23 protein-coding genes and 1 riboswitch are annotated in these 23785 nt (G+C 53.0%); of the genes, 11 read left to right on the forward strand and 12 right to left on the reverse strand.

Going from position 1 to position 23785, the window contains the following annotated elements:
- Positions 1–155: 155 nt before the first annotated feature.
- Both metC and LC431_RS18450 read left to right on the forward strand, forming a co-directional pair.
- On the forward strand, positions 156–1349 hold the full coding sequence (gene metC, locus LC431_RS18445; protein WP_013573978.1) for a cystathionine beta-lyase: 1194 nt from the start codon (positions 156–158) through the stop codon (positions 1347–1349).
- A gap of 216 nt (positions 1350–1565) precedes the next feature.
- A complete protein-coding gene (locus LC431_RS18450) occupies positions 1566–2225 on the forward strand; it encodes a DedA family protein (protein WP_013573977.1) in 660 nt (219 codons plus the stop codon).
- A gap of 9 nt (positions 2226–2234) precedes the next feature.
- Here the strand turns inward: LC431_RS18450 and LC431_RS18455 are convergent, their stop codons facing one another.
- The gene (locus LC431_RS18455; protein ID WP_013573976.1) at positions 2235–3170 is read right to left on the reverse strand and encodes an AraC family transcriptional regulator; all 936 of its coding nucleotides are present in this window, start codon (positions 3168–3170) and stop codon (positions 2235–2237) included.
- A 304-nt stretch (positions 3171–3474) separates the two neighbouring features.
- Between LC431_RS18455 and LC431_RS18460 the strand changes: the two genes are divergently transcribed.
- Together LC431_RS18460 and dkgA are read left to right on the forward strand one after the other, a co-directional pair.
- On the forward strand, positions 3475–4515 hold the full coding sequence (locus LC431_RS18460) for an NAD(P)-dependent alcohol dehydrogenase (RefSeq protein WP_013573975.1): 1041 nt from the start codon (positions 3475–3477) through the stop codon (positions 4513–4515).
- Between the two features lie 126 nt (positions 4516–4641).
- The gene (gene dkgA, locus LC431_RS18465) at positions 4642–5466 is read left to right on the forward strand and encodes a 2,5-didehydrogluconate reductase DkgA (protein ID WP_013573974.1); all 825 of its coding nucleotides are present in this window, start codon (positions 4642–4644) and stop codon (positions 5464–5466) included.
- 66 nt (positions 5467–5532) lie between these two features.
- Here dkgA and ftsP read toward each other — a convergent pair whose 3' ends face one another.
- From ftsP to parC, 3 genes are all read right to left on the reverse strand, one after another.
- Complete coding sequence (gene ftsP / locus LC431_RS18470) at positions 5533–6948, reverse strand: cell division protein FtsP (RefSeq protein ID WP_013573973.1); 1416 nt, start codon at positions 6946–6948, stop codon at positions 5533–5535.
- A gap of 134 nt (positions 6949–7082) precedes the next feature.
- Positions 7083–7820 (reverse strand): 1-acylglycerol-3-phosphate O-acyltransferase, encoded by a 738-nt coding sequence (locus tag LC431_RS18475; protein WP_013573972.1) that lies wholly within the window; start codon positions 7818–7820, stop codon positions 7083–7085.
- A 217-nt stretch (positions 7821–8037) separates the two neighbouring features.
- Positions 8038–10311: a DNA topoisomerase IV subunit A gene (gene parC / locus LC431_RS18480; RefSeq protein ID WP_112152112.1), complete on the reverse strand. Its 2274-nt coding sequence runs from the start codon at positions 10309–10311 to the stop codon at positions 8038–8040.
- Between the two features lie 332 nt (positions 10312–10643).
- On the opposite strand from parC, the gene LC431_RS18485 reads away from it, so the two are divergent.
- On the forward strand, positions 10644–11231 hold the full coding sequence (locus LC431_RS18485; protein WP_013573970.1) for an NAD(P)H-dependent oxidoreductase: 588 nt from the start codon (positions 10644–10646) through the stop codon (positions 11229–11231).
- 30 nt (positions 11232–11261) lie between these two features.
- Entirely contained in the window at positions 11262–11567 is a 306-nt protein-coding gene (locus tag LC431_RS18490; RefSeq protein WP_013573969.1) for a putative quinol monooxygenase, read from the forward strand.
- 83 nt (positions 11568–11650) lie between these two features.
- Here the strand turns inward: LC431_RS18490 and parE are convergent, their stop codons facing one another.
- The 5 genes from parE to nudF form a co-directional block, all read right to left on the reverse strand.
- The gene (gene parE, locus LC431_RS18495; RefSeq protein WP_013573968.1) at positions 11651–13546 is read right to left on the reverse strand and encodes a DNA topoisomerase IV subunit B; all 1896 of its coding nucleotides are present in this window, start codon (positions 13544–13546) and stop codon (positions 11651–11653) included.
- A 116-nt stretch (positions 13547–13662) separates the two neighbouring features.
- Positions 13663–14244 (reverse strand): esterase YqiA, encoded by a 582-nt coding sequence (gene yqiA, locus LC431_RS18500; RefSeq protein ID WP_013573967.1) that lies wholly within the window; start codon positions 14242–14244, stop codon positions 13663–13665.
- Positions 14241–15071, reverse strand: coding sequence for a 3',5'-cyclic-AMP phosphodiesterase (gene cpdA, locus LC431_RS18505; protein WP_013573966.1), 831 nt, complete (start codon positions 15069–15071; stop codon positions 14241–14243). The genes yqiA and cpdA overlap by 4 nt, the downstream gene beginning before the upstream one ends.
- Positions 15072–15098: 27 nt before the next feature.
- Complete coding sequence (locus LC431_RS18510; RefSeq protein ID WP_013573965.1) at positions 15099–15524, reverse strand: DUF1249 family protein; 426 nt, start codon at positions 15522–15524, stop codon at positions 15099–15101.
- Complete coding sequence (gene nudF / locus LC431_RS18515) at positions 15524–16156, reverse strand: ADP-ribose diphosphatase (RefSeq protein ID WP_013573964.1); 633 nt, start codon at positions 16154–16156, stop codon at positions 15524–15526. The genes LC431_RS18510 and nudF overlap by 1 nt, the downstream gene beginning before the upstream one ends.
- Positions 16157–16380: 224 nt before the next feature.
- Between nudF and tolC the strand changes: the two genes are divergently transcribed.
- The 3 genes from tolC to LC431_RS18530 all read left to right on the forward strand — a co-directional run bounded on the left by tolC (position 16381) and on the right by LC431_RS18530 (position 19908).
- The gene (gene tolC / locus LC431_RS18520; RefSeq protein ID WP_272942954.1) at positions 16381–17880 is read left to right on the forward strand and encodes an outer membrane channel protein TolC; all 1500 of its coding nucleotides are present in this window, start codon (positions 16381–16383) and stop codon (positions 17878–17880) included.
- A 186-nt stretch (positions 17881–18066) separates the two neighbouring features.
- A complete protein-coding gene (locus LC431_RS18525; RefSeq protein WP_013573962.1) occupies positions 18067–18738 on the forward strand; it encodes a DUF1190 family protein in 672 nt (223 codons plus the stop codon).
- 9 nt (positions 18739–18747) lie between these two features.
- Complete coding sequence (locus tag LC431_RS18530; RefSeq protein ID WP_013573961.1) at positions 18748–19908, forward strand: glutathionylspermidine synthase family protein; 1161 nt, start codon at positions 18748–18750, stop codon at positions 19906–19908.
- Between the two features lie 52 nt (positions 19909–19960).
- Here LC431_RS18530 and ygiD read toward each other — a convergent pair whose 3' ends face one another.
- A complete protein-coding gene (gene ygiD / locus LC431_RS18535; protein ID WP_223510156.1) occupies positions 19961–20749 on the reverse strand; it encodes a 4,5-DOPA dioxygenase extradiol in 789 nt (262 codons plus the stop codon).
- A 1-nt stretch (position 20750) separates the two neighbouring features.
- Here ygiD and LC431_RS18540 point away from each other — a divergent pair, with 1 nt between their 5' ends.
- Complete coding sequence (locus tag LC431_RS18540) at positions 20751–21002, forward strand: ABC transporter ATP-binding protein (protein ID WP_112152110.1); 252 nt, start codon at positions 20751–20753, stop codon at positions 21000–21002.
- On the opposite strand, the gene ribB is transcribed toward LC431_RS18540, so the two are convergent.
- Positions 20999–21652: a 3,4-dihydroxy-2-butanone-4-phosphate synthase gene (gene ribB / locus LC431_RS18545; RefSeq protein WP_112152109.1), complete on the reverse strand. Its 654-nt coding sequence runs from the start codon at positions 21650–21652 to the stop codon at positions 20999–21001. The genes LC431_RS18540 and ribB overlap by 4 nt on opposite strands.
- Positions 21653–21785: 133 nt before the next feature.
- A riboswitch (FMN riboswitch) is annotated at positions 21786–21961 on the reverse strand.
- 132 nt (positions 21962–22093) lie between these two features.
- Between ribB and ubiK the strand changes: the two genes are divergently transcribed.
- Positions 22094–22366: a ubiquinone biosynthesis accessory factor UbiK gene (gene ubiK / locus LC431_RS18550; protein ID WP_015695854.1), complete on the forward strand. Its 273-nt coding sequence runs from the start codon at positions 22094–22096 to the stop codon at positions 22364–22366.
- Positions 22367–22431: 65 nt separating this feature from the next.
- Here the strand turns inward: ubiK and yjeH are convergent, their stop codons facing one another.
- On the reverse strand, positions 22432–23682 hold the full coding sequence (gene yjeH, locus LC431_RS18555) for an L-methionine/branched-chain amino acid transporter (RefSeq protein WP_112197376.1): 1251 nt from the start codon (positions 23680–23682) through the stop codon (positions 22432–22434).
- Between the last annotated feature and the right edge of the window lie 103 nt (positions 23683–23785).

Genomic DNA, 23785 nt, shown 5'->3' on the forward strand with positions numbered 1-23785 from the left:
GCCCGTCGTGACGACGGGCTTTTTTTTGGCCGTGCTGCTGAAATTTTCTCATCCACCCGCCAAAAGCCTGATCCCTGAAATTCATCATGTTAAGTTAATGACATATCGGCGGATGCAGAGAGCACCGCGCTATAAAACAGGGTGAAATACGGATTATGTCGTCTAAGAAAATTGAAACCGCGCTGGTCAGCGCCGGACGGGACAAGAAATTCACGCAGGGTTCAGTGAATGCCGTGATCCAGCGCGCCTCATCGCTGGTGTTTGAAACCGTGGCGGATAAAAAACACGCCACCGCTAACCGCGCCAACGGCGAACTATTTTACGGTCGTCGTGGCACCCTGACGCATTTCTCATTCCAGGAAGCGATGGTGGAGCTGGAAGGCGGCGCAGGTTGCGCGCTGTATCCTTGTGGCGCGGCGGCAGTCAGTAACGCCGTACTCTCATTTGTCAGCAGCGGCGACCACATTCTGGTGGCCGGTTCAGCCTACGAACCGACGCAGGATTTCTGCGAAAAAGTGCTGAAAAAACTCGGCGTATCCACCACCTATTTTCCGGCCAATATCGGCGCGGGGTTAGGCTCGCTGATGCAACCCAACACCAGAGTGGTGTTCCTGGAATCGCCGGGTTCAATCACCCTGGAAGTCCCGGACATTCCGGCGATGGTGAAAGCCGTGCGGGCCGTGAATCCAGACGTCGTCATCATGATCGACAACACATGGGCGGCGGGCATTCTGTTTAAAGCGCTGGAATTCGATATCGATATTTCGATTCAGGCAGGCACCAAATATATCGTCGGTCATTCTGATGCGATGATTGGCACCGCCGTTTCTAATGAACGTTGCTGGGTGCAACTGCGGGAACACTCATATCTGATGGGCCAGATGGTCGATGCTGATACCGCGTATGTCGCCAGCCGCGGTTTACGCACCATGGGCGTGCGGCTGAAACAGCATGCAGAAAGTAGTCTCCGCATTGCGCGGTGGCTGGCAGAGCGGCCGGAAGTGGCGGTGGTCAACCATCCGGCATTACCCGGCAGCAAAGGCCATGAATTCTGGAAACGTGATTTCAGCGGCAGTTGCGGCCTGTTCTCTTTCGTGCTGAAACAGCGCCTGAGCAAACAGCAACTTTCCGACTATCTCGATCACTTCGCACATTTCAGCATGGCCTATTCCTGGGGCGGTTTTGAATCACTGGTTTTAGCCAATCAGCCGGAAGAAATTCAGGCGATACGTCCGGCAGAAACCGTGGATTTCAGCGGTACTCTGGTGCGGTTGCATATCGGGCTGGAAAATTGTGACGACCTGATCGCCGATCTTTCAACAGCCTTTGAACGGATTGCGACATCCTGAACCGCACAGATTGCGACACACCGCGCAGATCGGTAAGGTGTGTGACGTATTTTCGTTCGCAAAATGAGAATAATCTGTAAGCTCTACTTTTAGCTCCGGTAAATTTACGCCGGAGCATTCTGTCTTTTTCACAATGTCCTCAGATCAACGTCTTCCGGCGCAAATCGCGGTACACTGGTAAGTGACAGTTTTTAATGAACAGAAACAGGACAGAATATGGCAGTTATTTGCGACATTTTTCATGCGCTCTGGCGACATGATTTTATTATGCTCGCCGACCCGAAACTTCTCTGGGTTATTTACGCTGTTCTGTTCGCCACGCTTTTTCTCGAAAACGGACTGCTTCCCGCCGCTTTCCTGCCCGGCGACAGCTTATTGCTGCTGACCGGCGCGCTTATCGCCAAAGGCGTCATGAGCTTCTTCCCGACCCTGATTATCCTGGTGACCGCTGCCAGCCTGGGCTGCTGGCTGAGCTATATTCAGGGGCGCTGGCTCGGACATACCCGCTTGGTAAAAGGCTGGCTGTTACAGCTTCCGGCGCATTATCATCAGCGCGCACATCAGATGTTTACCCAACACGGGCTGATGGCTTTACTGGTGGGCCGTTTTCTGGCGTTTATCCGCACCCTGCTGCCGACGATGGCGGGCATCTCCGGTCTGAACAACGCCCGCTTCCAGTTCTTCAACTGGCTGAGCGCCATTTTGTGGGTCGGCGGAGTAATCACCATCGGTTTTGCGCTGAGCCACATTCCGGTGGTTAAACGCCATGAAGATCAGGTTATGGCGGGGCTGATGATTTTACCGGTTCTGTTGCTGGTGATGGGGCTGGCTGGCGGACTGGTGGTGGTGTGGAAGAAACGCAAATGCCGGGCCTGAACACGCGGTTCAGGCTTTAAATGCCACATCGGCTAACGCCAGCACACCGGAACTCCCTTCGCGCAGACGTGCCATCTCATCACTCGGCGTGACGCCAAAATAGCGCTTAAATTCACGACTGAATTGTGACGCGCTTTCATACCCGACCTGCAGTGCCGCCACACTGGCTTTCACACCATCAAAAATCATCAGCGTACGCGCACGATGCAGACGATAGGTTTTCAGATACTGCAGCGGCGACGTGCTGGTCACGGCTTTGAAGTTATGGTGAAACGCAGAAATACTCATGTTCACTTCGCTGGCCAGCGCTTCCACACTAAGATTGTCGGCGTACTGCGCTTCAATCCGGCGCAGGGATTTAGCAATCTGGCTGAAATGGGTATGACGGTTGACCAGCGCCTGTAACGCCCCGCCATTTTCGCTGGTCAGAACAAAGAACAGGATTTCGCGGATAATCTTCGGCCCAAGAATGCGGGCATGCAGCGGTTTATCCATCACATCCAGCAGACGCTCTGTGGCACACAGAATATCGCCATCCAGCACGCCGGAGTTGATACCGGTTGAAGGTTCTTTCTGACGCACCACGCTTTCGTCGCCCATATCCATCAGTAAATCCTGCAACATCAGGTTATCAATACTGATCTGGATACCGGCCAGCGGCTCTTCGGGGCTGCTGAACGTTTCACATTCGAAAGGCAACGGCACGGTCAGCATCAGATAATTGTGCGGATCGTAGGAAAAGGTTTTCTTGCCCAGATAACCGACTTTGCGTCCCTGAAAAAGGATCACGATGCCGGGATTGTACAAAACCGGCTGGCGCGGATGGTAACGCGTGGTGTACATCAGCGTCACCTGCGGTACCGCCGACGGCGTCAGGTTTTTATCTCCGCTGAGCCGGGCGACTCTGGCTGCCATGCGGGTGCACAGGCTGTTCACGTTTTCCATCATTCCGCTCCACACATTCATTAAACTGACATTGATTTTGCCATAACACCCTACGTTCCTACAGAGAGAAGCAGAATCAGGCAAGACTCTCGCAGAAATGGGCATCATCCTGTTGCGCATTTTCTCTTACAGTTAATGTCGCCTTCCGCAGGGGACACACCTGCATAAACGCGATGAACTGCTAGTCTGTATGAACGCACTTTTCATTCGCTGATCGTGAGCGACCTTCGTTCGCCGATTCATTTTTCTGATAACTTCTTATTTCAATTCATTATTTGTCTAACCCGAAAGTTCGGAGGATTGTATGTCTGCACCTGTTGCTGCTGAAAACACCTTTAACGCCTGGGCCGCTGCCGGCCCGAACCAGCCACTGGAAGCATTTGCTTTCGACGCAGGTCCGATTGGCGATGAAGAAATTGAAGTCGCGATTGATTACTGCGGCGTCTGTCATTCAGATCTGTCTATGCTCAATAACGACTGGGGTATCACGCAGTATCCGTTCGTACCAGGCCATGAAGTGGTCGGTAAAATCGTCAAAATAGGTAATCATGCGCAGAACAAAGGACTGAAAGTCGGCCAGATTGTCGGCGTGGGCTGGAACCGTGGCAGTTGCATGCATTGCCATCCTTGTATGTCCGGCGATCAGCACCTTTGTCATGACGTGGAAGCCACCATCATCGGCCATCACGGCGGCTTCGCTGACCGCATCCGCAGCCACTGGGCGTGGGCGATCCCGCTGCCGGAAGGCGTGGATATCACCAGCGCCGGTCCGCTGTTCTGTGGCGGTATCACCGTCTTCAACCCGCTGCTGCAGTTTGGCGTACTGCCAACTCACCGCGTCGGTGTGATTGGTATCGGCGGTTTAGGTCATATGGCGCTGCGCTTCCTGAATGCATGGGGCTGCGAAGTCACCGCCTTTACGTCATCACTGGCTAAACGTGACGAAGCGATTTCACTTGGCGCGCACCGCGTTATCGCCACCCGAGACAGCGAAGAACTGAAGAAAATCGCCGGTCAGCTGGACTTTATTATGGTGACAGCCAATGCCTCGCTGGACTGGGACGCCATTCTCGGCGCGCTGGCACCCAAAGGCCGTCTGCACTTTGTGGGTGTGGTGCCCGAAGCCGTACCGCTGCATGTGATGGCGCTTATCAGCAAACAGGCAGAAATTTCCGGTTCACCGACCGGTGCCCCTTCCCGTCTTGCCGACATGCTGGCGTTCTGCGCCCGTCATGGCATTACCCCGCAGGTTGAGCACTTCCCGCTGAGTAAAATCAATGACGCGGTGGAGCATCTGCATGAAGGGAAAGCGCGCTACCGCGTGGTACTGGATATGCATGCTTAGGTATTTTTTACACTTAAAATAAGTAGCCTGCTCAGCAAGATGCCGTTTCGTTAACTAGACTTAACGTCAATCCCCACACGGTGCCCGTGCATTCCGGCGGGCACTCTGCCCTGAAAGGAGAAACTCATGGCAACGCAACCCATCATCAAACTTCACGATGGCAATCTGATGCCTCAGTTAGGACTTGGCGTATGGAAAGCCAGTAATCAGGAAGCCACCAGTGCGGTGAAAACGGCGATTGAAACCGGCTATCGCCACATCGATACCGCCGCCATCTACAAAAATGAGGAAGGCGTCGGCGAAGCAATTGCTGCTAACCTTGTTCCGCGTGAAGAGCTGTTTATTACCACTAAGCTGTGGAATGACGATCAGCTAAACGCGCCACAGGCGCTGGAAACCAGCCTTAAAAAGCTGAAAACTGATTATGTCGACTTGTACCTGATCCACTGGCCACAACCGGCCCAGGGGCATTACGTCGATGCCTGGAAAGCCCTGCTGAAACTCAAAGAGCAAGGGTTGGCGAAAAGTGTCGGCGTGTGTAATTTCCCGCTGCAACACTTACAGAAGCTGAAAGACGAAACCGGTATTTTCCCTGCTGTGAATCAGATTGAGTTACACCCGCTGATGCAACAGCGCCAGTTGCACACCTGGAATGCCACCCACACCATCGCCACTGAATCCTGGAGCCCGCTGGCGCAGGGCGGCGAAGGGGTATTTGATCAGCCGCTGATCCAGAAACTGGCAGAAAAATATGACAAAACACCTGCGCAGATTGTCATCCGCTGGCATCTGGATAACGGACTGATTGTTATCCCGAAATCGGTGACACCTAAACGTATCCGTGAAAACTTCGACGTGTTTGACTTTAAACTGGAGAAGGAAGAACTGGCGGAAGTCACCAAGCTGGATAAAGAGCACCGTCTGGGGCCGGATCCGGAAAAAGGCCTGTAAGCCATTCAGTCAATGTCATAACGCAAAAACCCGCCATGGCGGGTTTTTTTATGTAGCAGAACAACGTTACATCGACGGCTGAACCAGCATATTTCCCGCTGAGCCACGGTCAGCCAGTTCCAGCGCTCCGCTGCGGTAGACAAACGGGAAATGCTCATAGGAAGGCTGATTGAAATACACCAGTAATTCGACATCGCCATCCACCCAGACCGTGTCTTTGAATCCGGCATCTTCCACCAGCGGTGCCGCACCGTTGACGCTTTTCACCAGGAAGGACACGCCTTCTGCATGGAATGTCTGCGGCATGTCCGCATGAACGGTCCAGCGTTCCCATGTGCCCTGTTGCGCAGTCAGGTCGATACGGTTGATATCCCACATCGCGCCGTTGATTCCCGGCTCACTGTCACCGAGACGCAAATCACGGGTGCGGACAACGTTACCGGAGAGGATCTGATCGGCCAGCAAACGCATCGGCAGATTATCCGTCACCAGCGGCAACAAGCCGGTCGGTTTCAGCGTCAACACGATCGTCGACACCAGAATGCTCGAGGGTTCAAACAGGCCACGCAGTCTGTCCATCACGCCTGCGGCTTCACCGGCAGTAATCGACACTTCTTCGCCCTGCGACATATCCACCAGCACTTCGCGGCGTTCTCCCGGTCCGAGCGACAGACGTTTAACGGTCATTGGCGCAGGCAGAAAACCAAGATCGGAAGCCACGACGTGAAACGCGCGGTTATCAGTCATGCTCAGTTCGTAACGGCGGGCATTCGATGCATTCAGCAGGCGCAGACGCACCCAGCCTCGCGAAACCTCGACATAAGGACTTTGCACACCGTTTACCAGCATGGTGTCACCGAAGAACCCGCCTGACGCTGGCGTGTCATATTGCGGCACACCGAACCCATCCAGACGCTTGTCCTGAATGATAATCGGGAAATCATCCACGCCGTAGTGATTCGGTAACGGCAGATTCTTGCTGACTTCATCCTCAACAATCCACATCCCCGCCAGCCCGTTATAAACGTGTGGCGCCATGCGGTTGGGGGTATTGGCGTGATACCAGCAGGTGGCCGCCGCCTGACGAATAGGCAATACCGGAGACCAGTCCACGCCTGGCTGCATCAGACGTGCTGCGCCACCGGTTAACGTTCCTGGTTCAAGCAGGCCGCTGACGGTCATAGAAACCGGTTCAGCCAGACGGTTGCTGTAAATAAGTTTGACGTCATCGCCGCTATGCACTTTGACGGTCGGGCCGAGGTACATGCCATTAATGCCCCAGACCGGTGCCTTTGCGCCACCCAGGAATGACCAGTGCGCGGCCTGCAACGTCAGAAACAGCGGTTGCCCGCGGCGCGATTCAAGCAACGGGGGAACAGGTAATGCCGGTTGCGAACCACTCGCTTCTGCTTTTAAAGGCAGAGCACCTGCGGCAAGAGCCACGCCGGAGGCTTGCAGGAACGAGCGACGACTGAGTGACATATTTTCTCCATGAAAACGAACCATAAACTGTATTGAACGCCGCCGCCATCAATGGCAGCGGGAAGAATCCCCGTCATACTTCAGGCTGCAGGTGCGTTGGCAACTCGAATTATTTAGTGGATTTATAAATAGTATTATTTTTTTGCGGCGGCTTCGCGCTGTGCCACTTCGGCATCCAGTTCGGCGATTTTGTCCGCCATGATCTGACGGCAATGCTCAGACAATTCACGCAGGCGTTCTTTGGTGTAACCACTGGTGTCGATCGGTGGCAAAATTTCGACAATCACCAGCCCGTTAGACCAGCGGTTTAATTTCACCTTGTTGCTGGTGTTCGATACACAAATCGGCACAATCGGCACGCCGGCAGCAATCGCCGCATGGAAAGCGCCGGTTTTGAATGGCATCAGACCACGACCACGGCTGCGCGTCCCTTCGGGGAACATCCAGATCGACAGATTCTTTTTCTTAATCTGGGCCACCACCTGAGAAATAGTACCGTGCGCTTTGGCGCGATTATCACGGTCAATCAGCAGGTTGCCCGTCAGCCAGTAAAGCTGACCAAAGAACGGGATCCAGGCCAGGCTTTTCTTGCCAACGGTCACCGTTCCTGGCATGACGACGGACGAAGCCGTCACCATGTCGTAATTGTTTTGATGGTTGGCAATATAAATACAGTTGCCGTTATTCACTGCTTCTGCAGGAATACGTTTTTCAACACGAAGACCAAATACCGGTGCCAGACGACCAAACAGCTTACCGAAAGTCGACACATGTTTCGGGTTCCGCGGACTGAAAAGACAGTAGATGCAACCAAAGACACTGACCAGAATCGAGTAAATCACCACGATAATCAGACGCAAAATAAATAACATAACATCCTCTTAAAACTACAGCCGAAGCCGGTAAGAAACCTGTGCAGTTTCGCTCCCTGTGCGGTGAACTATTCTCAAGCCTCATTCAACACGGCACAACGGTTTTATTAATACAAATGTAAAATCTTTGCACTGCGCGACAGTCTCAGACCACTGAATTCCATCGAAAGATTTCAGGGCACAAATGTGCCCTGACTTTTGCCGATTAACAGCGGTCTTATTCTTCGCTGTCACCGCCGCTGATGCGAACAGGTGAATCGACTTCAACACGATCGATACGTTGCAGCCCGCGCGGCAGAAGCGTTCCTTTGCGGCCACGTTCGGCACGGAATTTCTGCAGGTCTTCCGGACGGAGAACCAGCTTACGTTTACCGACATGCAGCGTGATCGACGTTTGCGGTGGCAGAACCAGCAACCACGCCAGTTTATCTTCGCCACTGGCCGCCTGCGCTGCCGGAATTGAAACAATTTTGTTACCCTTGCCTTTCGACAACTGTGGCAGATCCGCCACCGGGAACAGCAACATACGTCCCGCTGCAGTAATCGACAACAGCATATCTTCACTGCCATGAAGTTCCATTGGCGTGAAGGCTTTGGCGTTATCCGGCAAGGTAATCATCGCTTTACCGGCACGGTTACGGGCCACTAAATCGTTGAAAGTACAAACGAAGCCATAACCGGCATCCGATGCCATCAGCAGTTTCTGGTCGTCCGCCGCCATCAGTACGTGCTCGATGGTTGCGCCCGGCGGTGGTGTCAGTTTACCGGTCAGCGGTTCGCCCTGGCCGCGCGCAGAAGGCAGCGTGGTCGGATCAAGCGCATAACTGCGGCCGGTGGAGTCCATAAACACCACGGGCTGATTGCTCTTGCCTTTGGCCGCAGCGCGGAAACTGTCACCGGCTTTGTAACTCAGGCCGGAAGCATCGATGTCGTGGCCTTTGGCGCTGCGCACCCAGCCTGATTCTGACAACACGATGGTCACCGGCTCGGACGGAATAAAATCGTGCTCGCTCATCGCCCTGGCTTCTTCACGCTCAGTGATCGGCGAACGTCGCTCGTCACCAAAGGCTTCGGCATCCGCCTGAATCTCTTTGCGGATCAGCGTGCTGAGTTTACGTTCTGACGCCAGCAACGCCTGCAACTGATCGCGCTCTTTCGCCAGTTCATCCTGCTCACCACGGATTTTAGTTTCTTCGAGTTTCGCCAAATGGCGCAATTTCAACTCAAGGATAGCTTCAGCTTGCGTATCTGACAGTTCGAAACGCTGCATCAGTACCGGTTTCGGCTCATCTTCCGTACGGATGATGTGGATCACTTCATCGATATTAAGGAACGCGGTCAGCAAACCTTCGAGGATATGCAGGCGTTTCAGCACTTTATCAAGGCGGAAGTTCAGACGACGGCGTACGGTATCGCGGCGGTAAGCCAGCCACTCCGTCAGGATCTCAAGCAGCCCTTTGACCTGCGGACGATGATCAAGACCGATCATGTTCATGTTAATGCGGTAGCTGCGTTCCAGATCGGTAGTCGCAAACAGGTGATTCATCACCTGATCCAGATCGATACGGTTGGAGCGCGGCACGACGACCAGGCGGGTCGGGTTCTCATGATCTGATTCATCACGCAGGTCTTCAACCATAGGCAGCTTTTTGGCACGCATCTGGCTGGCAATTTGCTCCAGCACTTTCGCGCCGGAAACCTGATGCGGTAGCGCAGTGATCACCGCACTGCCGTCTTCTTTGTGCCAGACCGCACGCATGCGCACCGAGCCTTTACCCGACTCGTACATTTTGCGAATTTCATTGCGCGGCGTAATGATTTCAGCTTCTGTCGGGAAATCAGGCCCCTGTACGAATTCCAGCAGATCTTCGAGCGAGCTGTTCGGTTTCTCAAGTAATGCCACCGCAGCGGCAGCCACTTCACGGATGTTGTGCGGCGGAATATCGGTCGCCATCCCGACCGCGATGCCGGTCGTACCGTTAAGCAGAATATTCGGCAGACGCGCAGGCAGCATTTTCGGCTCCTGCATGGTGCCGTCAAAGTTCGGCACATAATCGACCGTGCCCTGACCTAATTCACGTAACAGAACTTCGGCATATTTTGACAGGCGCGATTCGGTATAACGCATCGCGGCGAAGGATTTCGGGTCATCCGGCGCGCCCCAGTTTCCCTGCCCGTCAACCAGCGGATAGCGGTAAGAGAATGGCTGCGCCATCAGAACCATGGCTTCGTAGCAGGCGCTGTCGCCATGCGGATGATATTTACCCAGCACGTCACCGACGGTACGCGCGGATTTTTTGAATTTGGCGTTATTACTCAGGCCCAGCTCGGACATCGCGTAAATAATACGACGCTGCACTGGCTTGAGCCCGTCACCGATAAACGGCAGCGCGCGGTCCATGATGACGTACATGGAATAGTTGAGATAGGCGTTCTCAGTAAACGTGTGCAGAGCTAAACGTTCTGTTCCGTCATGAGTCATTTCGCTCATTGATGTTTAATCCTCAGACCCGTGGCGTTATCGTTTTGGAAATTAAGGAAGCTTGCACCCGCAGGCGCGCGATGTCCGCTGCCGCGAGGCAATGATGTTCGCGATAGTACATCATCTGCCGTATGACTGTCACAGTTGCTGTGTTCATGCCTTATTTTTAAACAGTTTTTGCACAACAAACTGGTTAAATTGCCGCGCTCTTTCTTCAATTATTGCATCTGAGTCAATAGTCTTGTGCGCAATATCACATTTTTCTGTCATGCAGAGTTCAGTACACTACGTGGTAACAGCCTGACCACCAGAATTTAAGTATTCCCGATAAGGAAAAAACCATGAGCAACATCCTGATAATCAACGCCGGTAAGACCTTTGCCCATTCCAAAGGGGCGCTGAACAACAGCCTGACCGACGTCGCCACCGGCTTTCTGCGTGACAAAGGCCACGACGTGCGCGTGACTGTTCTGGAAGACGGTTACGACGTGCAGACCGAAATTGAAAGCTATCTGTGGGCGGACGCCATCATTTATCAGCAGCCGGGCTGGTGGATGGGGATGCCATGGACACTGAAAAAATACATCGATGAAGTGTTCACAGAAGGCCACGGTAAACTGTACGCCAGCGATGGCCGTACCCGTTCTGATGAATCGAAAAAATACGGTTCCGGCGGCCTGTTGCACGGCAAATGCTACATGCTGTCTGTGACCTGGAACGCGCCGCTGGAAGCGTTCGAAGATAAAGAACAGTTCTTCCACGGCGTGGGCGTTGACGGCGTATACATGGCACAGCACAAAGCCAACCAGTTTATCGGCCTTGATACATTGCCAACCTTTATGTGTAACGACGTGATCAAACAACCTGATGTGGAAGGCGATTTCGCACGCTATCGTGCTCACCTTGAAAATGTATTCGGTCAGGCCTAAGGTTGAAGGTCACCCGGGAAAGAGGTTTTTATGATCACTGTTATTGCTGAAATCAAAGTAAAACCAGGCCGTCGCGATTCGGTTATAGAAAAAATTACAGCACTGCTGCCCAGCGTTCTGGCAGAGAAAGGCTGTCATCGTTATGAGCCATATGTTGATTTCAACGGCCAGATCCCCTGGCGTAAAACAGTACCTGATTCCATTTTCATGCTGGAAGACTGGGAAAGCCTGGCGCACCTCGAAGCGCATCAGCAGGCTGAGCACATGGATAAGCACCGTGAAAACATCAAAGCCGACGTGCTGGATGTGGTGATCCACATTATTGAGAAAGTCTGATTTTCTGAACATCGCTAAATTCGGAAACAAAAATGCCGGCGCTGCAAAGCGTCCGGCATTTTTTTATGGCGACGGCGAAAGGATCAGACGTCAAGTTCGGCGGTATCGCCTTTTTCCTGCAACCAGTTACGGCGATCTTCAGACCGTTTCTTCGCCAGCAGCATATCCATCATGCGCAGCGTCTGGTCGATATCGTCCTCATCGATGGTCAGTTGCACCAGACGACGGGTGTTCGGATCGAGCGTGGTTTCGCGCAGCTGCAGCGGGTTCATTTCACCCAGACCTTTAAAACGCTGCACGTTCGGCTTGCCTTTCTTACGTTTCAGTTGCTCCAGCACGCCTTCTTTTTCCTGCTCATCCAGCGCATAGAACACTTCTTTGCCCAGATCGATACGGTATAAAGGCGGCATTGCCACATACACATGACCGCCACGCACCAGGGAGCGGAAGTGACGGACAAACAGCGCGCACAACAAGGTGGCGATGTGTAAGCCGTCGGAGTCCGCATCCGCCAGGATACAGATTTTGCCGTAACGCAGTTGCGTCAGATCTTCACTGTCCGGATCGATACCGATCGCCACAGAAATATCGTGCACTTCCTGCGAGGCCAGCACTTCATCAGAAGAGACTTCCCACGTGTTAAGGATCTTACCTTTGAGCGGCATGATCGCCTGATATTCACGATCACGCGCCTGTTTGGCAGAACCGCCTGCGGAATCCCCTTCCACCAGGAACAATTCTGTCATGTTCAGATCTTGTGACGTGCAGTCAGCCAGTTTGCCCGGCAGCGCAGGGCCGCTGGTCAGTTTCTTACGCACAACTTTTTTTGCGGCACGCAGACGGCGCTGGGCACTGGAAATGCACAGTTCCGCCAGCTGTTCTGCCGCCTGAACGTTCTGGTTCAGCCACAGGCTGAAGGCATCTTTCACCACACCGGAAACGAAGGCCGCGCACTGACGCGAAGACAGACGTTCTTTGGTCTGGCCGGCAAATTGCGGATCCTGCATTTTTACCGACAGCACATACGCACAACGTTCCCAGATATCTTCTGCAGAAAGCTTGACGCCGCGTGGCAGAATATTGCGGTATTCGCAGAACTCACGCATGGCATCGAGCAGACCCTGGCGCAGACCGTTAACATGTGTACCGCCCTGCATGGTTGGGATCAGGTTGACGTAGCTTTCGGTCAGCAATTCACCGCCTTCCGGCAGCCATAACAGCGCCCAGTCGACAGCTTCTGTATCACCGGCAAAATTACCGACGAACGCTTTTTCAGGCAGAGTAATCAGGCCGTTGACCGCTTCCATCAGGTAATCAGTCAGACCATCGTCATAACACCAGCGTTGCTCGGTGTTATTCACTTTGTCTTTGAACAGGATTTCTACGCCAGGACACAGTACGGCCTTCGCTTTCAGCAAATGGCTGAGGCGGCTGACCGAAAAACGCGGGCTGTCGAAAAAGCTGCCGTCAGGCCAGAAATGAACGCTGGTTCCGGTGTTGCGTTTGCCGCAGGTACCGGTAACGTGCAGATCCTGCACTTTATCGCCATTTTCAAACGCCATTTCATATACTTCGCCACCGCGTTTTACCGCCACTTCGACGCGTTTTGATAAGGCGTTAACCACCGAAATCCCCACGCCATGCAGGCCGCCGGAGAACTGGTAATTTTTGTTGGAGAATTTACCGCCCGCGTGCAGACGGCAGAAGATCAGTTCGACCGCCGGAACGCCTTCTTCCGCGTGGATATCCACCGGCATGCCGCGACCGTCATCAATGACTTCGAGAGACTGGTCTTCGTGAAGGATCACTTCGATGCGTTTGGCGTGGCCAGCTAATGCTTCATCCACGCTGTTATCAATAACTTCCTGGCCGAGATGGTTTGGCCGGGTTGTATCGGTGTACATGCCCGGACGGCGGCGTACCGGTTCGAGTCCGCTGAGGACCTCTATGGAATCCGCGTTATAAGTTGATTGGCTCATCGTTGATTATTCGTGGCTCATAGGTTTGTGGGCTAACGATACAGTATGTGGGCGGGTGGAAGCTCTGGCAGCAAGCAGACGCTATAAATCCGGGGGAAAAAGTCACCCTGACGATGTTAGTCTGCGGCCAGTTCCAGGAAATCTACAATCGGCGAAAAATAGCGTTCAAAGCCGACAAATGCATGATTCCCCTCGGGTTCGACCGTCTGGCGACAGGTGGTGTAGTACGCCACAGCCTGACGGTAATCGAGAATTTCATCGCCCGTTTGTTGCAGTAACCAGAGTAAATCCGGCGACTCCAGCGGTTCGACCTGCATGACTTTCAGATCGTAAACGTGGCGTGACTCTAACACATATTGCTGGCCGGTGTAGGGGTTCTCGTTTTGTCCCAGGAAGTCGATCAGCAGCTCATACGGCTTCACGGCGGGGTTCACCACCACAGCCGGCACGGCAAAACATTGCGACAACCAGGTAGCGTAATAGCCGCCCAGCGAGGAGCCGACAATCCCCAGTTTTTTACCTGCATTGCTGATCACCAGACTCTCGAGTTCTTCGGCAGCCTCGGCCGGATAAGGCGGTAATTGCGGGATAACCATATCGATATGGGGATGATTAACCGCCAGCCAGTTTTTTAACGCCGTGGCTTTCGCCGAGTTGGGAGAACTGTTGAATCCGTGCAGGTAAAGTAAGGTGTTCATTCGTAGCCGTCCGACTCCGTGTCAGGATGAAACTCATTGGTTTCCAGACGGAAGACTTCAGTCTCCACACGGCCATCCGGATACAAATCAAGGTAGCGCCAGCCCGGCGCAACGGTATCAATCGTGAAATTGGTGCAATGCGGTTTGAACTGTACGCAGGTTGACGGCGTGGCGTAAAGACGGCGGCCATACCAGTCGAGATCCAGCTCCTGATGAATATGTCCGCACAAAAGCGTATTCACTTTCGGGTAATTTACCAGGGTGTTCGCCAGCATATGCGCATTGCGCAGGCTGTGCTGATCGAGCCAAGTGCAGCCAGAAGGCAGCGGATGATGATGTAACATCAGCAGAGTGAAACGATCGGGGTACGCATTCAGACAGCGCTCCATCCATTCCAGCTGATATTCACTCAGCTCGCCGTGCGGCACACCGAACACCTGCGTATCAAGCAGGATAATTTGCCAGTGTTCACCGAGCAGAACGTGTTTAGAAGGGCTGATCCCCGCATCCTGCAAGGCATTGACCATGGCAGGCTGGAAATCATGATTGCCCGGCAGCCAGACGCAGGGCGCTGTCAGCTCGCTGATGCCGCGGGCAAACTGATGGTAGGCTTCCACCGACTGATCCTGTGCCAGGTCACCTGTTGCCGCGATAATATCGACTTCACGCTGCTGCGCTTTGATGGCGTCCAGCACCGCGCGATAGCTGTTAAACGTATTCACGCCTAACAACGTTTCATCTTCACCGGCAAAAAGATGGGTATCAGTAATCTGTAGAATCCTGACTTTGGCCCCATTCACCAAAGGCAGTGTAAACAGGCTTTCCAAATCGTTTCCTTTGTTGTTGAAGTCTGTCTAACAAACCGGAACTGCCATCGCTCCGTGCGCAAGGCAATAACGCAGCCAATCCGCAAGGAACTGGTTAATTTGATGCTTTTCATCACGCTGATGCAACTTTTTATTCGGATAATCATAGCGTGCTTTAAAGCGAAAGATCTGCTGACTCGCACACACTTCGGCCACCATCGCATCATGGTACAGGCGAACGGTGAGCGAAGGCAGGCTCCAGTAACTCACCGCCGGTGCGGTCTGTTTGATTTCTATCAGGGATGTGTAACGCGTTGATTCGAGGATCGTCAGGCAATACGTTGCGCTACTCACCTGATATGCCACAGTTTCACCAGGTTCATCGGTACGTGGCATCAAACGGCGCAATTGTGCAAAATTGGTTTCGCACAATCTCATCATTTCAGGGAAATCAGGGGTATAGCGCTTAATCATTAGTTGGCCCACTCTTTTCTCAGGGATTCATGGTGCAGCTGCAGCCATTGCAGGGCAATCACTGACGCCGCATTGTCTATCGCTCCTTCTTCCACCCAGCGGTAAGCCTGTTCACGGCTGACCACATGTACCCGGATGTCTTCATTCTCTGCTTCCAGACCGTGAATTCCTTCTGCCGTCGTGGCATCGACTTCACCGACCATAATGGAAAGACGCTCGCTGGTTCCGCCCGGACTTGCCAGGTAATTCACAGCCGGTTTGCAGCGTTTCACCACAATGTTCGCTTCCTCGAGTGCTTCGCGGCGGGCAACATCTTCAACTGTCTCGCCTTCTTCAATGATACCGGCGACCATCTCCAGAAGCCAAGGAGTATCACTGGAATCCAAAGCCGGGATGCGGATCTGTTCGATCAGCACGACTTCATCCCTTTTCGGATCATAAGGTAATAATACGGCGGCATGACCGCGCTCAAAGACTTCACGGACGACTTCGCCGCTCATTTCCCCATTAAACAGCCGATGGCGAAACCGATATGCAATAATAGAAAAAAAACCTTTATATCGCGTCTCACGTGCAATAATTTCTACATCATCTTTGCCGAAAGTAACCGGTGACCGTTTAAATGAAGACATGGAATGTTTCCTTATCCCTCATAAAGGTAATTTATCGCCCTTTGAGGTCAATTTGATGAAAATGCGTTAATAATAATCAAGGTTGTTTGTGATAGATTTAGGCTCATTCACTCGGGAAGGCACGTTAAGCCAACCGCCCCGCTAGCCTGACTCTGCTAGAATCCGCGTCTATTGGTTAATTTGACTGCGCCACCATACATAACAACATTGCTGCACAACAAGGAATGCAAATGAAGAAACTGCTCCCCCTTCTCATCGGACTCAGCCTGGGCGGCTTTAGTACGATAAGCCAGGCCGAAAACCTGATGCAGGTCTATCAGCAAGCCAGGACAAGTAACCCGGACCTGCGCAAATCTGCTGCTGACCGGGATGCTGCATTCGAAAAAATTAACGAAAGCCGCAGTCCTTTATTACCGCAACTCGGATTAGGTGCGGATTACAATTATACCAATGGCTACCGTGATGCGAATGGCGTTAACAGCGATGTTGGCAGCGCCAGCCTGCAATTAACGCAGACCATCTTTGATATGTCAAAATGGCGCGCCCTGACGCTGCAGGAAAAAACTGCCGGTATTCAGGATGTGTCTTATCAGACTGATCAACAATCACTGATCCTGAATTCCGCAACGGCTTATTTCAACGTCCTGAGTGCGATCGATTCACTCTCGTATACCGAAGCGCAGAAACAGGCTATTTACCGTCAGCTGGATCAAACCACTCAACGTTTTAACGTGGGCCTGGTGGCTATTACCGACGTGCAGAACGCCCGTTCACAATACGACACCGTATTGGCAAACGAAGTGACTGCCCGTAATAACCTGGATAACGCGCTGGAATCCCTGCGTCAGGTTACCGGTATGTATTATCCGCAACTGTCTTCCCTGAATGTCGACAACTTCAACACCACGCGTCCGCAACCGGTCGCCACGCTGTTGAAAGAAGCAGAAAGCCGTAACCTGAGCTTGCTGTCTGCGCGTCTGTCACAGGATCTGGCACGTGAGCAAATCCGCTATGCGGAAACCGGCCACATGCCAACGGTTGATCTGACGGCCTCTACCGGCATCAGCAATACCAAATACCACGGCGACAAAACCGGCGGTTCTTCAAGCTATCAGGATGCTGACGCAGGCCAGAACAAAATTGGTCTGAGCTTCTCCCTGCCATTGTACAGCGGCGGTTCTGTCACCTCTCAGGTGAAACAGGCGCAGTATAATTTCGTGGGTGCCAGCGAACAGCTTGAAAGCGCACACCGCAGCGTCGTGCAAACCGTTCGGTCTTCCTTCAACAACATCTCTGCCTCGATCAGCAGCATCAACGCCTATAAACAAGCCGTTGTTTCTGCACAGAGTTCTTTAGATGCGATGGAAGCCGGTTACCAGGTCGGTACCCGTACCATCGTTGATGTGCTGGATGCCACCACCACGCTGTACAACGCCAAACAACAGCTTTCCAGCGCACGTTACACGTACCTGATTAATCAGCTGAACATTAAATCAGCGCTGGGTACGCTGAACGAAAGCGACCTGCTGGCACTGAACGGTGCTTTGGGTAAACCTGTTCCGACAGCCCCCGATCAGGTTGCGCCAGAAACGCCAGATCAGGATGCCGCTGCAGACGGTTACGGCAACAAAACCGCGGCTGCACCTGTACCACGCGTTCAACAAGCCAGCGCATCCACAGCAACGACCACACCGAAGAAAAGCGGCAATCCTTTCCAGAACTGATACGGAAAAGTTTCCCTGCGTTTCGACTAAGGCAGCCTGAAAAGGCTGCTTTTTTTTGCCTGTGTCACGCCGCTCTGTAAAGTCTCGTAACAATTGCCTGTCGCTGCTTTAACAATCAGCCGCTTTCCCCTATTCTTAGGCCCTACTGGGAAAGGGCAAAAAAGCCCTACACATGGGATAAGAACGATGAAACGGACACAACGCGTTAACCTGGCTACCTTCCGTAAATCATGGCGTAGCTCTCGAATCACTCCTGTCGCTCTGGCAGTCAGCGCAGTCTTTATGCTGGCCGGCTGCGAGAAAACCGACGAAACCGTTTCTCTGTATCAGAACGCTGATGACTGCTCGAAAGCCAATCCTTCCGGCAGCGCGCAATGTGTCGCAGCGTATGATGCAGCGAAACAGGAAGCGGCTAAAACCGCACCAAAATATGCCAGCCGCGAAGACTGTATCGCTGAATTCGGCGAAGGCCAGTGTACTCAGGCTCCGGCACAGTCTGGCGTCGCGACGGCTGAAAACCAGAGCAGCGGTGGCAGCATGTGGATGCCGCTGATGGCAGGTTACATGATGGGCCGCATGATGAGCGGTGGCGGTTACGCGCAACAGCCATTATTCAGCTCAAAAAACCCGGCCAGCCCGGCGAACGGTAAATTCGTCGATGCGACCGGTAAAAACTACGGCCCGGCAACTGCGGGCGGCCGGACCATGAACGTTCCGAGAACGGCGATGGCCCCTAAACCTGCCGTGACCAACACCATCACCCGTGGCGGTTTTGGCGACAGCGTGGCAAAACAAACGTCGATGCAACGCAGCTCTTCTGCCACGTCACGCAGCCCTGGCCGCAGCATGGGTGGCTAAGAGACTCTGATGAAACGTTTAGCCATTAACGAGCGCCCGGACTGGCGCGAAAAAGCCACGGAGTTTGGCTTCAACTTCCACACCATGTATGGCGAACCCTACTGGTGTGAAGATGCTTATTACCAGTTCACGCTGGCGCAGATCGAAGAGATCGAAGACGCGACGGCGGAGATTCATCAGATGTGCCTGAAGGTCGTTGAGCGCGTGGTGAATGACGACAAACTGATGGCGAAATTCCAGATCCCAAAACATGTCTGGGAATTTGTCCGCAGTTCATGGCGCACGCAACAGCCTTCGCTGTATTCACGTCTGGATCTGGCCTATGACGGCGTCAATCCGCCGAAGCTACTGGAAAATAACGCCGATACGCCGACGTCTTTGTATGAAGCCGCTTTCTTCCAGTGGCTATGGCTTGAAGATCAGATAGCTGCAGGCAATTTGTCGCAAGACGCTGATCAGTACAACAGTCTGCAGGAAAAGCTGATTGAGCGTTTTGCCGAGCTGAAAAATCAGCATGGTTTCTCGTTGCTGCACATCGCCTGCTGTCAGGACACTGAAGAAGATCGCGGTACGGTGCAATATTTGCAGGACTGCGCGCTGGAAGCAGAACTGGCCAGCGAATTCCTGTTTATCGAGGAAATCGGGCTGGGAGAACGCGGACAATTCACCGATACGCAGGATCAGGTGATTTCGAATCTGTTCAAGCTGTATCCGTGGGAATTCATGTTCCGCGAAGTCTTCGCGACCAAACTGGAAGATGCCGGTGTTCGCTGGCTGGAACCGGCCTGGAAAGCCATTCTGTCGAATAAAGCCTTGTTACCGCTGTTGTGGGAAATGTTCCCGGATCACCCGAACCTGTTACCGGCTTATTTTGCCGAAGACCCGCATCCGGAACTGGATCACTACGTGGTGAAGCCGCTGTTTTCCCGCGAAGGCGCGAACATTAAAGTCATCGAGAAAGGCCAGGAAGTGGCCCGCGTTGATGGCCCGTATGGCGCGGAAGGCATGATCGTGCAGCAGTTCCATCCGCTGCCGGTGTTTGAAGGCAGTTACACGCTGATCGGCAGCTGGCTGGTCAACGATCAACCTTGCGGCATCGGCATCCGCGAAGATAAAGCACTGATCACCCAGGATCTGTCACGTTTCTATCCGCATACTATTGTCGGATAAAAAAACTAAAAAAGGATAATGAATAAATTCATTATCCTTTTTATTCGCCAAATTAACCTACCTGAACGGAAAGCATCGAAAGCGATCCCATTACGATCCCGTCCGTTGGCTGCGTGATTGGCTCAGCACCATCCCACGCCCCTAAAACGTACAGTAATGGCAGATAGTGATCCGGAGACGGATTGGATAACGCGCCGCCTTCGTGCTCCATAAATTTCACCAGAGGATGATCTTTCGCCTCGCCTTTCCAGTTCAGATTATCTTTCACATATGTCTCGAAAGATGTCGCCCATGGATAAGCTTCGGCGTTACCGTCCCATTTTACCATCCGCAGGTTATGGACTACGTTACCGCTGGCGACAATCATTATCCCTTCATCACGTAAAGCCGCGAGCTTCTTGCCTAATTCATAATGAAATTCAGGGGTTTGCGTGCCATCAATGCTCAACTGGATCACCGGAATATCCGCGTCAGGATACATCTTGATCAGCACACCCCAGGTACCGTGGTCGAAGCCCCACTCGTGGGTATCGGAAATCACATTTACCGGGCTGAGTAATTCCTGAACACGTTTTGCCAGCGCCGGTGAACCGGGTGCCGGATAGCGCTTATCAAACAGCGCCTGCGGGAACCCTCCAAAGTCATGAATGGTGCGCGGATTCTCCATTGCCGTTACTGCAGTGCCGCGCGTGAACCAGTGCGCTGACACGGCCAGAATCGCTTTTGGACGCGGTAATGTTTCGCCCAGCGCATGCCAGGCACGGGTATACATATTGTCCTCCAGCACGTTCATCGGGCTGCCGTGGCCTAAGAAAAGTGCGGGCATACGTTGAGTCGTCATCATGAATTCCTTACCGCAAGATAAAAGAGAGCAGCCAGTGAGTCACCTGCCGCGTGATGACCATACGGTACTCTTTTTGATTACCGCTGACAGCCGGATAACCATGAAGGAGATATTCAATAAATTTGATGAAAAAAATCAAAGAAGGCAGGAGGAGTCTATTTTGCAAAGACCCATTTTGGCAATAAGCAGCAATAAAAAGCAAAAAGGCCGCATAAGCGGCCTTTTCTGTTACGCACAACCCCTTACTTAGCTTGCCTGACGGGTCTGCGCCTGACGATAGGCCACCAGATCGGCGATGGTCACTACCGGCATATTATGCCGACGGGCAAAGACAATAACTTCAGGCGCATGCGCCATACTGCCGTCGTCATTAGTCAGTTCACACAGCACGCCGTAAGGCTTCAGGCCTGCCAGCGTCGCCAGATCAACCGACGCTTCAGTGTGACCGCCACGGGACAGCACACCACCAGCCTGCGCGCGCAGCGGGAAGATATGCCCCGGACGATTCAGGTCAGAAGGTTTCGCGCCATCTTTGATGGCTGCACGAATAGTGGTGATACGGTCGGCAGCAGAAACACCGGTAGTCACACCTTCAACCGCTTCAATAGTCACGGTAAATGGCGTCTGGAACGGGCTGGAGTTGTTCTCAACCATCATTGGTAAATCCAGCTTTTTACGGCTGTCTTCGTTCATGGTCAGGCAAACAATACCGCTGCCGTGGCGAATGGTCAGTGCCATTTGCTCAACGGTCATGTTTTCAGCGGCAAAGATTAAATCGCCTTCGTTTTCACGATCTTCGTCATCCAGCACCAACACACCCACGCCGTTACGCATGGCGTCAATAGCACGCTCAACGCGTTCAGCTGATGTACCGAATTCGGAAAGTAGGGTCTGATTCATGGTAAAAATAACCTCATGTTCTGTATGTGGATTACCAGAATCAGGGCGTCTTGAGGAGGCTAGCTGCAGCCGCCAGATGGCGTGCTACAGTTATAAAAAATAACGCAGCGGGCAATATTTGCCCGGCTTGAATCGTTACTCTCTCCCATCCGGACTTTAACCGTCGGCCCCGGAATTACACCGGATCTGCTGACCTCTAACCCCGAAGGATTGAGCGCTCGCGGGCTTCCACATGGAAGGGATTATGATCCTTCCGATATTCCGTGGTTTACCGCCGGTGGGGACTTTCACCCCGCCCTGAGAATAAGCAAAACAACTATAGCGCCAATAAATGAGCAGAGCAATCCTGTGGTTTGTCCAATTAGTGCCCCTGAAGGTTTATAGAAACAGCATCAGCGATTACACTAAGGAAAAGCACCTCCTTCGAGAAAAGGAAATAACATGATTGACCCGAAAAAAATTGAACAAATTGCCCGCCAGGTTCACGAATCTATGCCTAAAGGGATCCGTGAGTTTGGTGAAGATGCCGAAAAGAAAATCCGTCAGGTATTGCAGGCGCAGTTCAGCCGCATGGATTTAGTCAATCGCGAAGAGTTTGACGTTCAGACCCAGGTTTTACTGCGTACCCGTGAAAAACTGGCTGTACTGGAACAACGTCTTGCTGCGCTGGAAGGCAAGCTGACTGAAGCGGAAAAGCCGCAAGATCCGGCCTGATTATTGCGAATGATATCATCAGAAAAGGCCTGCTCAGCAGGCCTTTTTGCTGTGCGAAATCGGCGTTACCGTACATGAAGTACCGTTGTGGCGCGTGGCAATAACAGCCACAATCCTGCAAACACCACGACTGCATACAGCGCTTTCCAGCCGACCATCGCCAGCAATCCGCAGCACAATACAGCGCCCAGCATCGCCATCCATTTCGAGCGTCCTGCCAGGATCCGGATCCCCGCCAGCATACATAACAGATAAATCAGGATGAAAATCCCATTAGCGTAAGTGATCAGCGCGCCAAGCGGCAGGTGCAGCCAGTAAATCAGTAGCGTAAACAACGCGCAGCAGCCCACCACTAAATTCAGCGCGGGCACCGGCACTTGCTGAGCGGAAAGCTGTGCGAGTTTACTTTGCGGCTTGAGCTGAGCCTGTGACCACACCAGCCGGGCGAAACTCTGGGTATAAATATTCACGCTGGCAAAACACGCCAGATAGCCAATAATGCAGGCGATCCACAACGCTTTTTGTCCGAAGAGCTGTACGACGATACCCGGCAATGATGCGCCTGCTTCCCGCCCTTCTCCCCAGGCATGGAATTTCAGCACCGCTACCGTACATCCCCAGTAAACTGCGCCAGCCACCAGCATGCCGATCAACAACGCGCGCGGGAAATCCCGTTCCGGATGACGGAATTCGGTCGCCAGATGCGCGAAAGCCTCAAGCCCGACAAAACACCAAAACATCACCGCCAGCGCGTCAAACAGGTTCGATGGTGAGACGTCACGCACCGAAGGCAGCGGAATTTCAGGCAGAGAAATATCCCCTTTCCACCAGATTGCCACCACCAGCGCGATCACCAGACAAGCGATTAGCGTTTGAATATTGGCACTGGACCCGGCACTGCGTGTGCCGAGGAACCAGATAACAAACAGCGTACCCAACTGCACCAGCAGCAGGTTTATGCTGCTCCAGCCAAAGGCGGCCTGCCAGAAACCGGCAGCAATATGCAATGCGGCGGGCAATCCGACCGGAATAACTGACAGGAATAACCAACCGGTGACCCGCGCCATATGCGGTCCGAAAGCTTTGCCGACAAAATGCGCTGCACCGCCCGCGCTGGGGAAATGCCGCCCAAGCGCAGCAAACCCGATGGCTATCGGAAACACCAGCAGGATCAGCACCGGCCACGCCCACAGGCTGTCGTTTTGTGCCAGCTGAGCCGCCAGTGCAGGCACCGCAAAGACACCAGTCCCCAGTAATGAGGTTGAAAGCAGCCCGACGCCCTGCGCCAGACTCAGTTCCTGTTTTAATCCGCTCACAACAGAGCCACTTCCGTTTTGCGTTATTGATTGAAAAATCAAAAAGAAAAGGGCTTATCAGATAAGCCCTTCAGTGCAGATAACATGGTCTTCCCGGAGGAAA

The organism is Rahnella sp. GSA61A (assembly GCF_019969905.1).
Lineage (GTDB): Bacteria > Pseudomonadota > Gammaproteobacteria > Enterobacterales > Enterobacteriaceae > Rahnella > Rahnella aceris.

Bases quoted from the DNA above. Each gene is read 5' to 3' on its own strand.
- metC (WP_013573978.1), top strand. From the start codon at position 156: ATGTCGTCTAAGAAAATTGAAACCGCGCTGGTCAGCGCCGGACGGGAC.
- LC431_RS18450 (WP_013573977.1), top strand. From the start codon at position 1,566: ATGGCAGTTATTTGCGACATTTTTCATGCGCTCTGGCGACATGATTTT.
- LC431_RS18455 (WP_013573976.1), bottom strand. From the start codon at position 3,170: ATGGAAAACGTGAACAGCCTGTGCACCCGCATGGCAGCCAGAGTCGCC.
- LC431_RS18460 (WP_013573975.1), top strand. From the start codon at position 3,475: ATGTCTGCACCTGTTGCTGCTGAAAACACCTTTAACGCCTGGGCCGCT.
- dkgA (WP_013573974.1), top strand. From the start codon at position 4,642: ATGGCAACGCAACCCATCATCAAACTTCACGATGGCAATCTGATGCCT.
- ftsP (WP_013573973.1), bottom strand. From the start codon at position 6,948: ATGTCACTCAGTCGTCGCTCGTTCCTGCAAGCCTCCGGCGTGGCTCTT.
- LC431_RS18475 (WP_013573972.1), bottom strand. From the start codon at position 7,820: ATGTTATTTATTTTGCGTCTGATTATCGTGGTGATTTACTCGATTCTG.
- parC (WP_112152112.1), bottom strand. From the start codon at position 10,311: ATGAGCGAAATGACTCATGACGGAACAGAACGTTTAGCTCTGCACACG.
- LC431_RS18485 (WP_013573970.1), top strand. From the start codon at position 10,644: ATGAGCAACATCCTGATAATCAACGCCGGTAAGACCTTTGCCCATTCC.
- LC431_RS18490 (WP_013573969.1), top strand. From the start codon at position 11,262: ATGATCACTGTTATTGCTGAAATCAAAGTAAAACCAGGCCGTCGCGAT.
- parE (WP_013573968.1), bottom strand. From the start codon at position 13,546: ATGAGCCAATCAACTTATAACGCGGATTCCATAGAGGTCCTCAGCGGA.
- yqiA (WP_013573967.1), bottom strand. From the start codon at position 14,244: ATGAACACCTTACTTTACCTGCACGGATTCAACAGTTCTCCCAACTCG.
- LC431_RS18510 (WP_013573965.1), bottom strand. From the start codon at position 15,524: ATGATTAAGCGCTATACCCCTGATTTCCCTGAAATGATGAGATTGTGC.
- nudF (WP_013573964.1), bottom strand. From the start codon at position 16,156: ATGTCTTCATTTAAACGGTCACCGGTTACTTTCGGCAAAGATGATGTA.
- tolC (WP_272942954.1), top strand. From the start codon at position 16,381: ATGCAAATGAAGAAACTGCTCCCCCTTCTCATCGGACTCAGCCTGGGC.
- LC431_RS18525 (WP_013573962.1), top strand. From the start codon at position 18,067: ATGAAACGGACACAACGCGTTAACCTGGCTACCTTCCGTAAATCATGG.
- LC431_RS18530 (WP_013573961.1), top strand. From the start codon at position 18,748: ATGAAACGTTTAGCCATTAACGAGCGCCCGGACTGGCGCGAAAAAGCC.
- ygiD (WP_223510156.1), bottom strand. From the start codon at position 20,749: ATGACGACTCAACGTATGCCCGCACTTTTCTTAGGCCACGGCAGCCCG.
- LC431_RS18540 (WP_112152110.1), top strand. From the start codon at position 20,751: ATGAATTCCTTACCGCAAGATAAAAGAGAGCAGCCAGTGAGTCACCTG.
- ribB (WP_112152109.1), bottom strand. From the start codon at position 21,652: ATGAATCAGACCCTACTTTCCGAATTCGGTACATCAGCTGAACGCGTT.
- ubiK (WP_015695854.1), top strand. From the start codon at position 22,094: ATGATTGACCCGAAAAAAATTGAACAAATTGCCCGCCAGGTTCACGAA.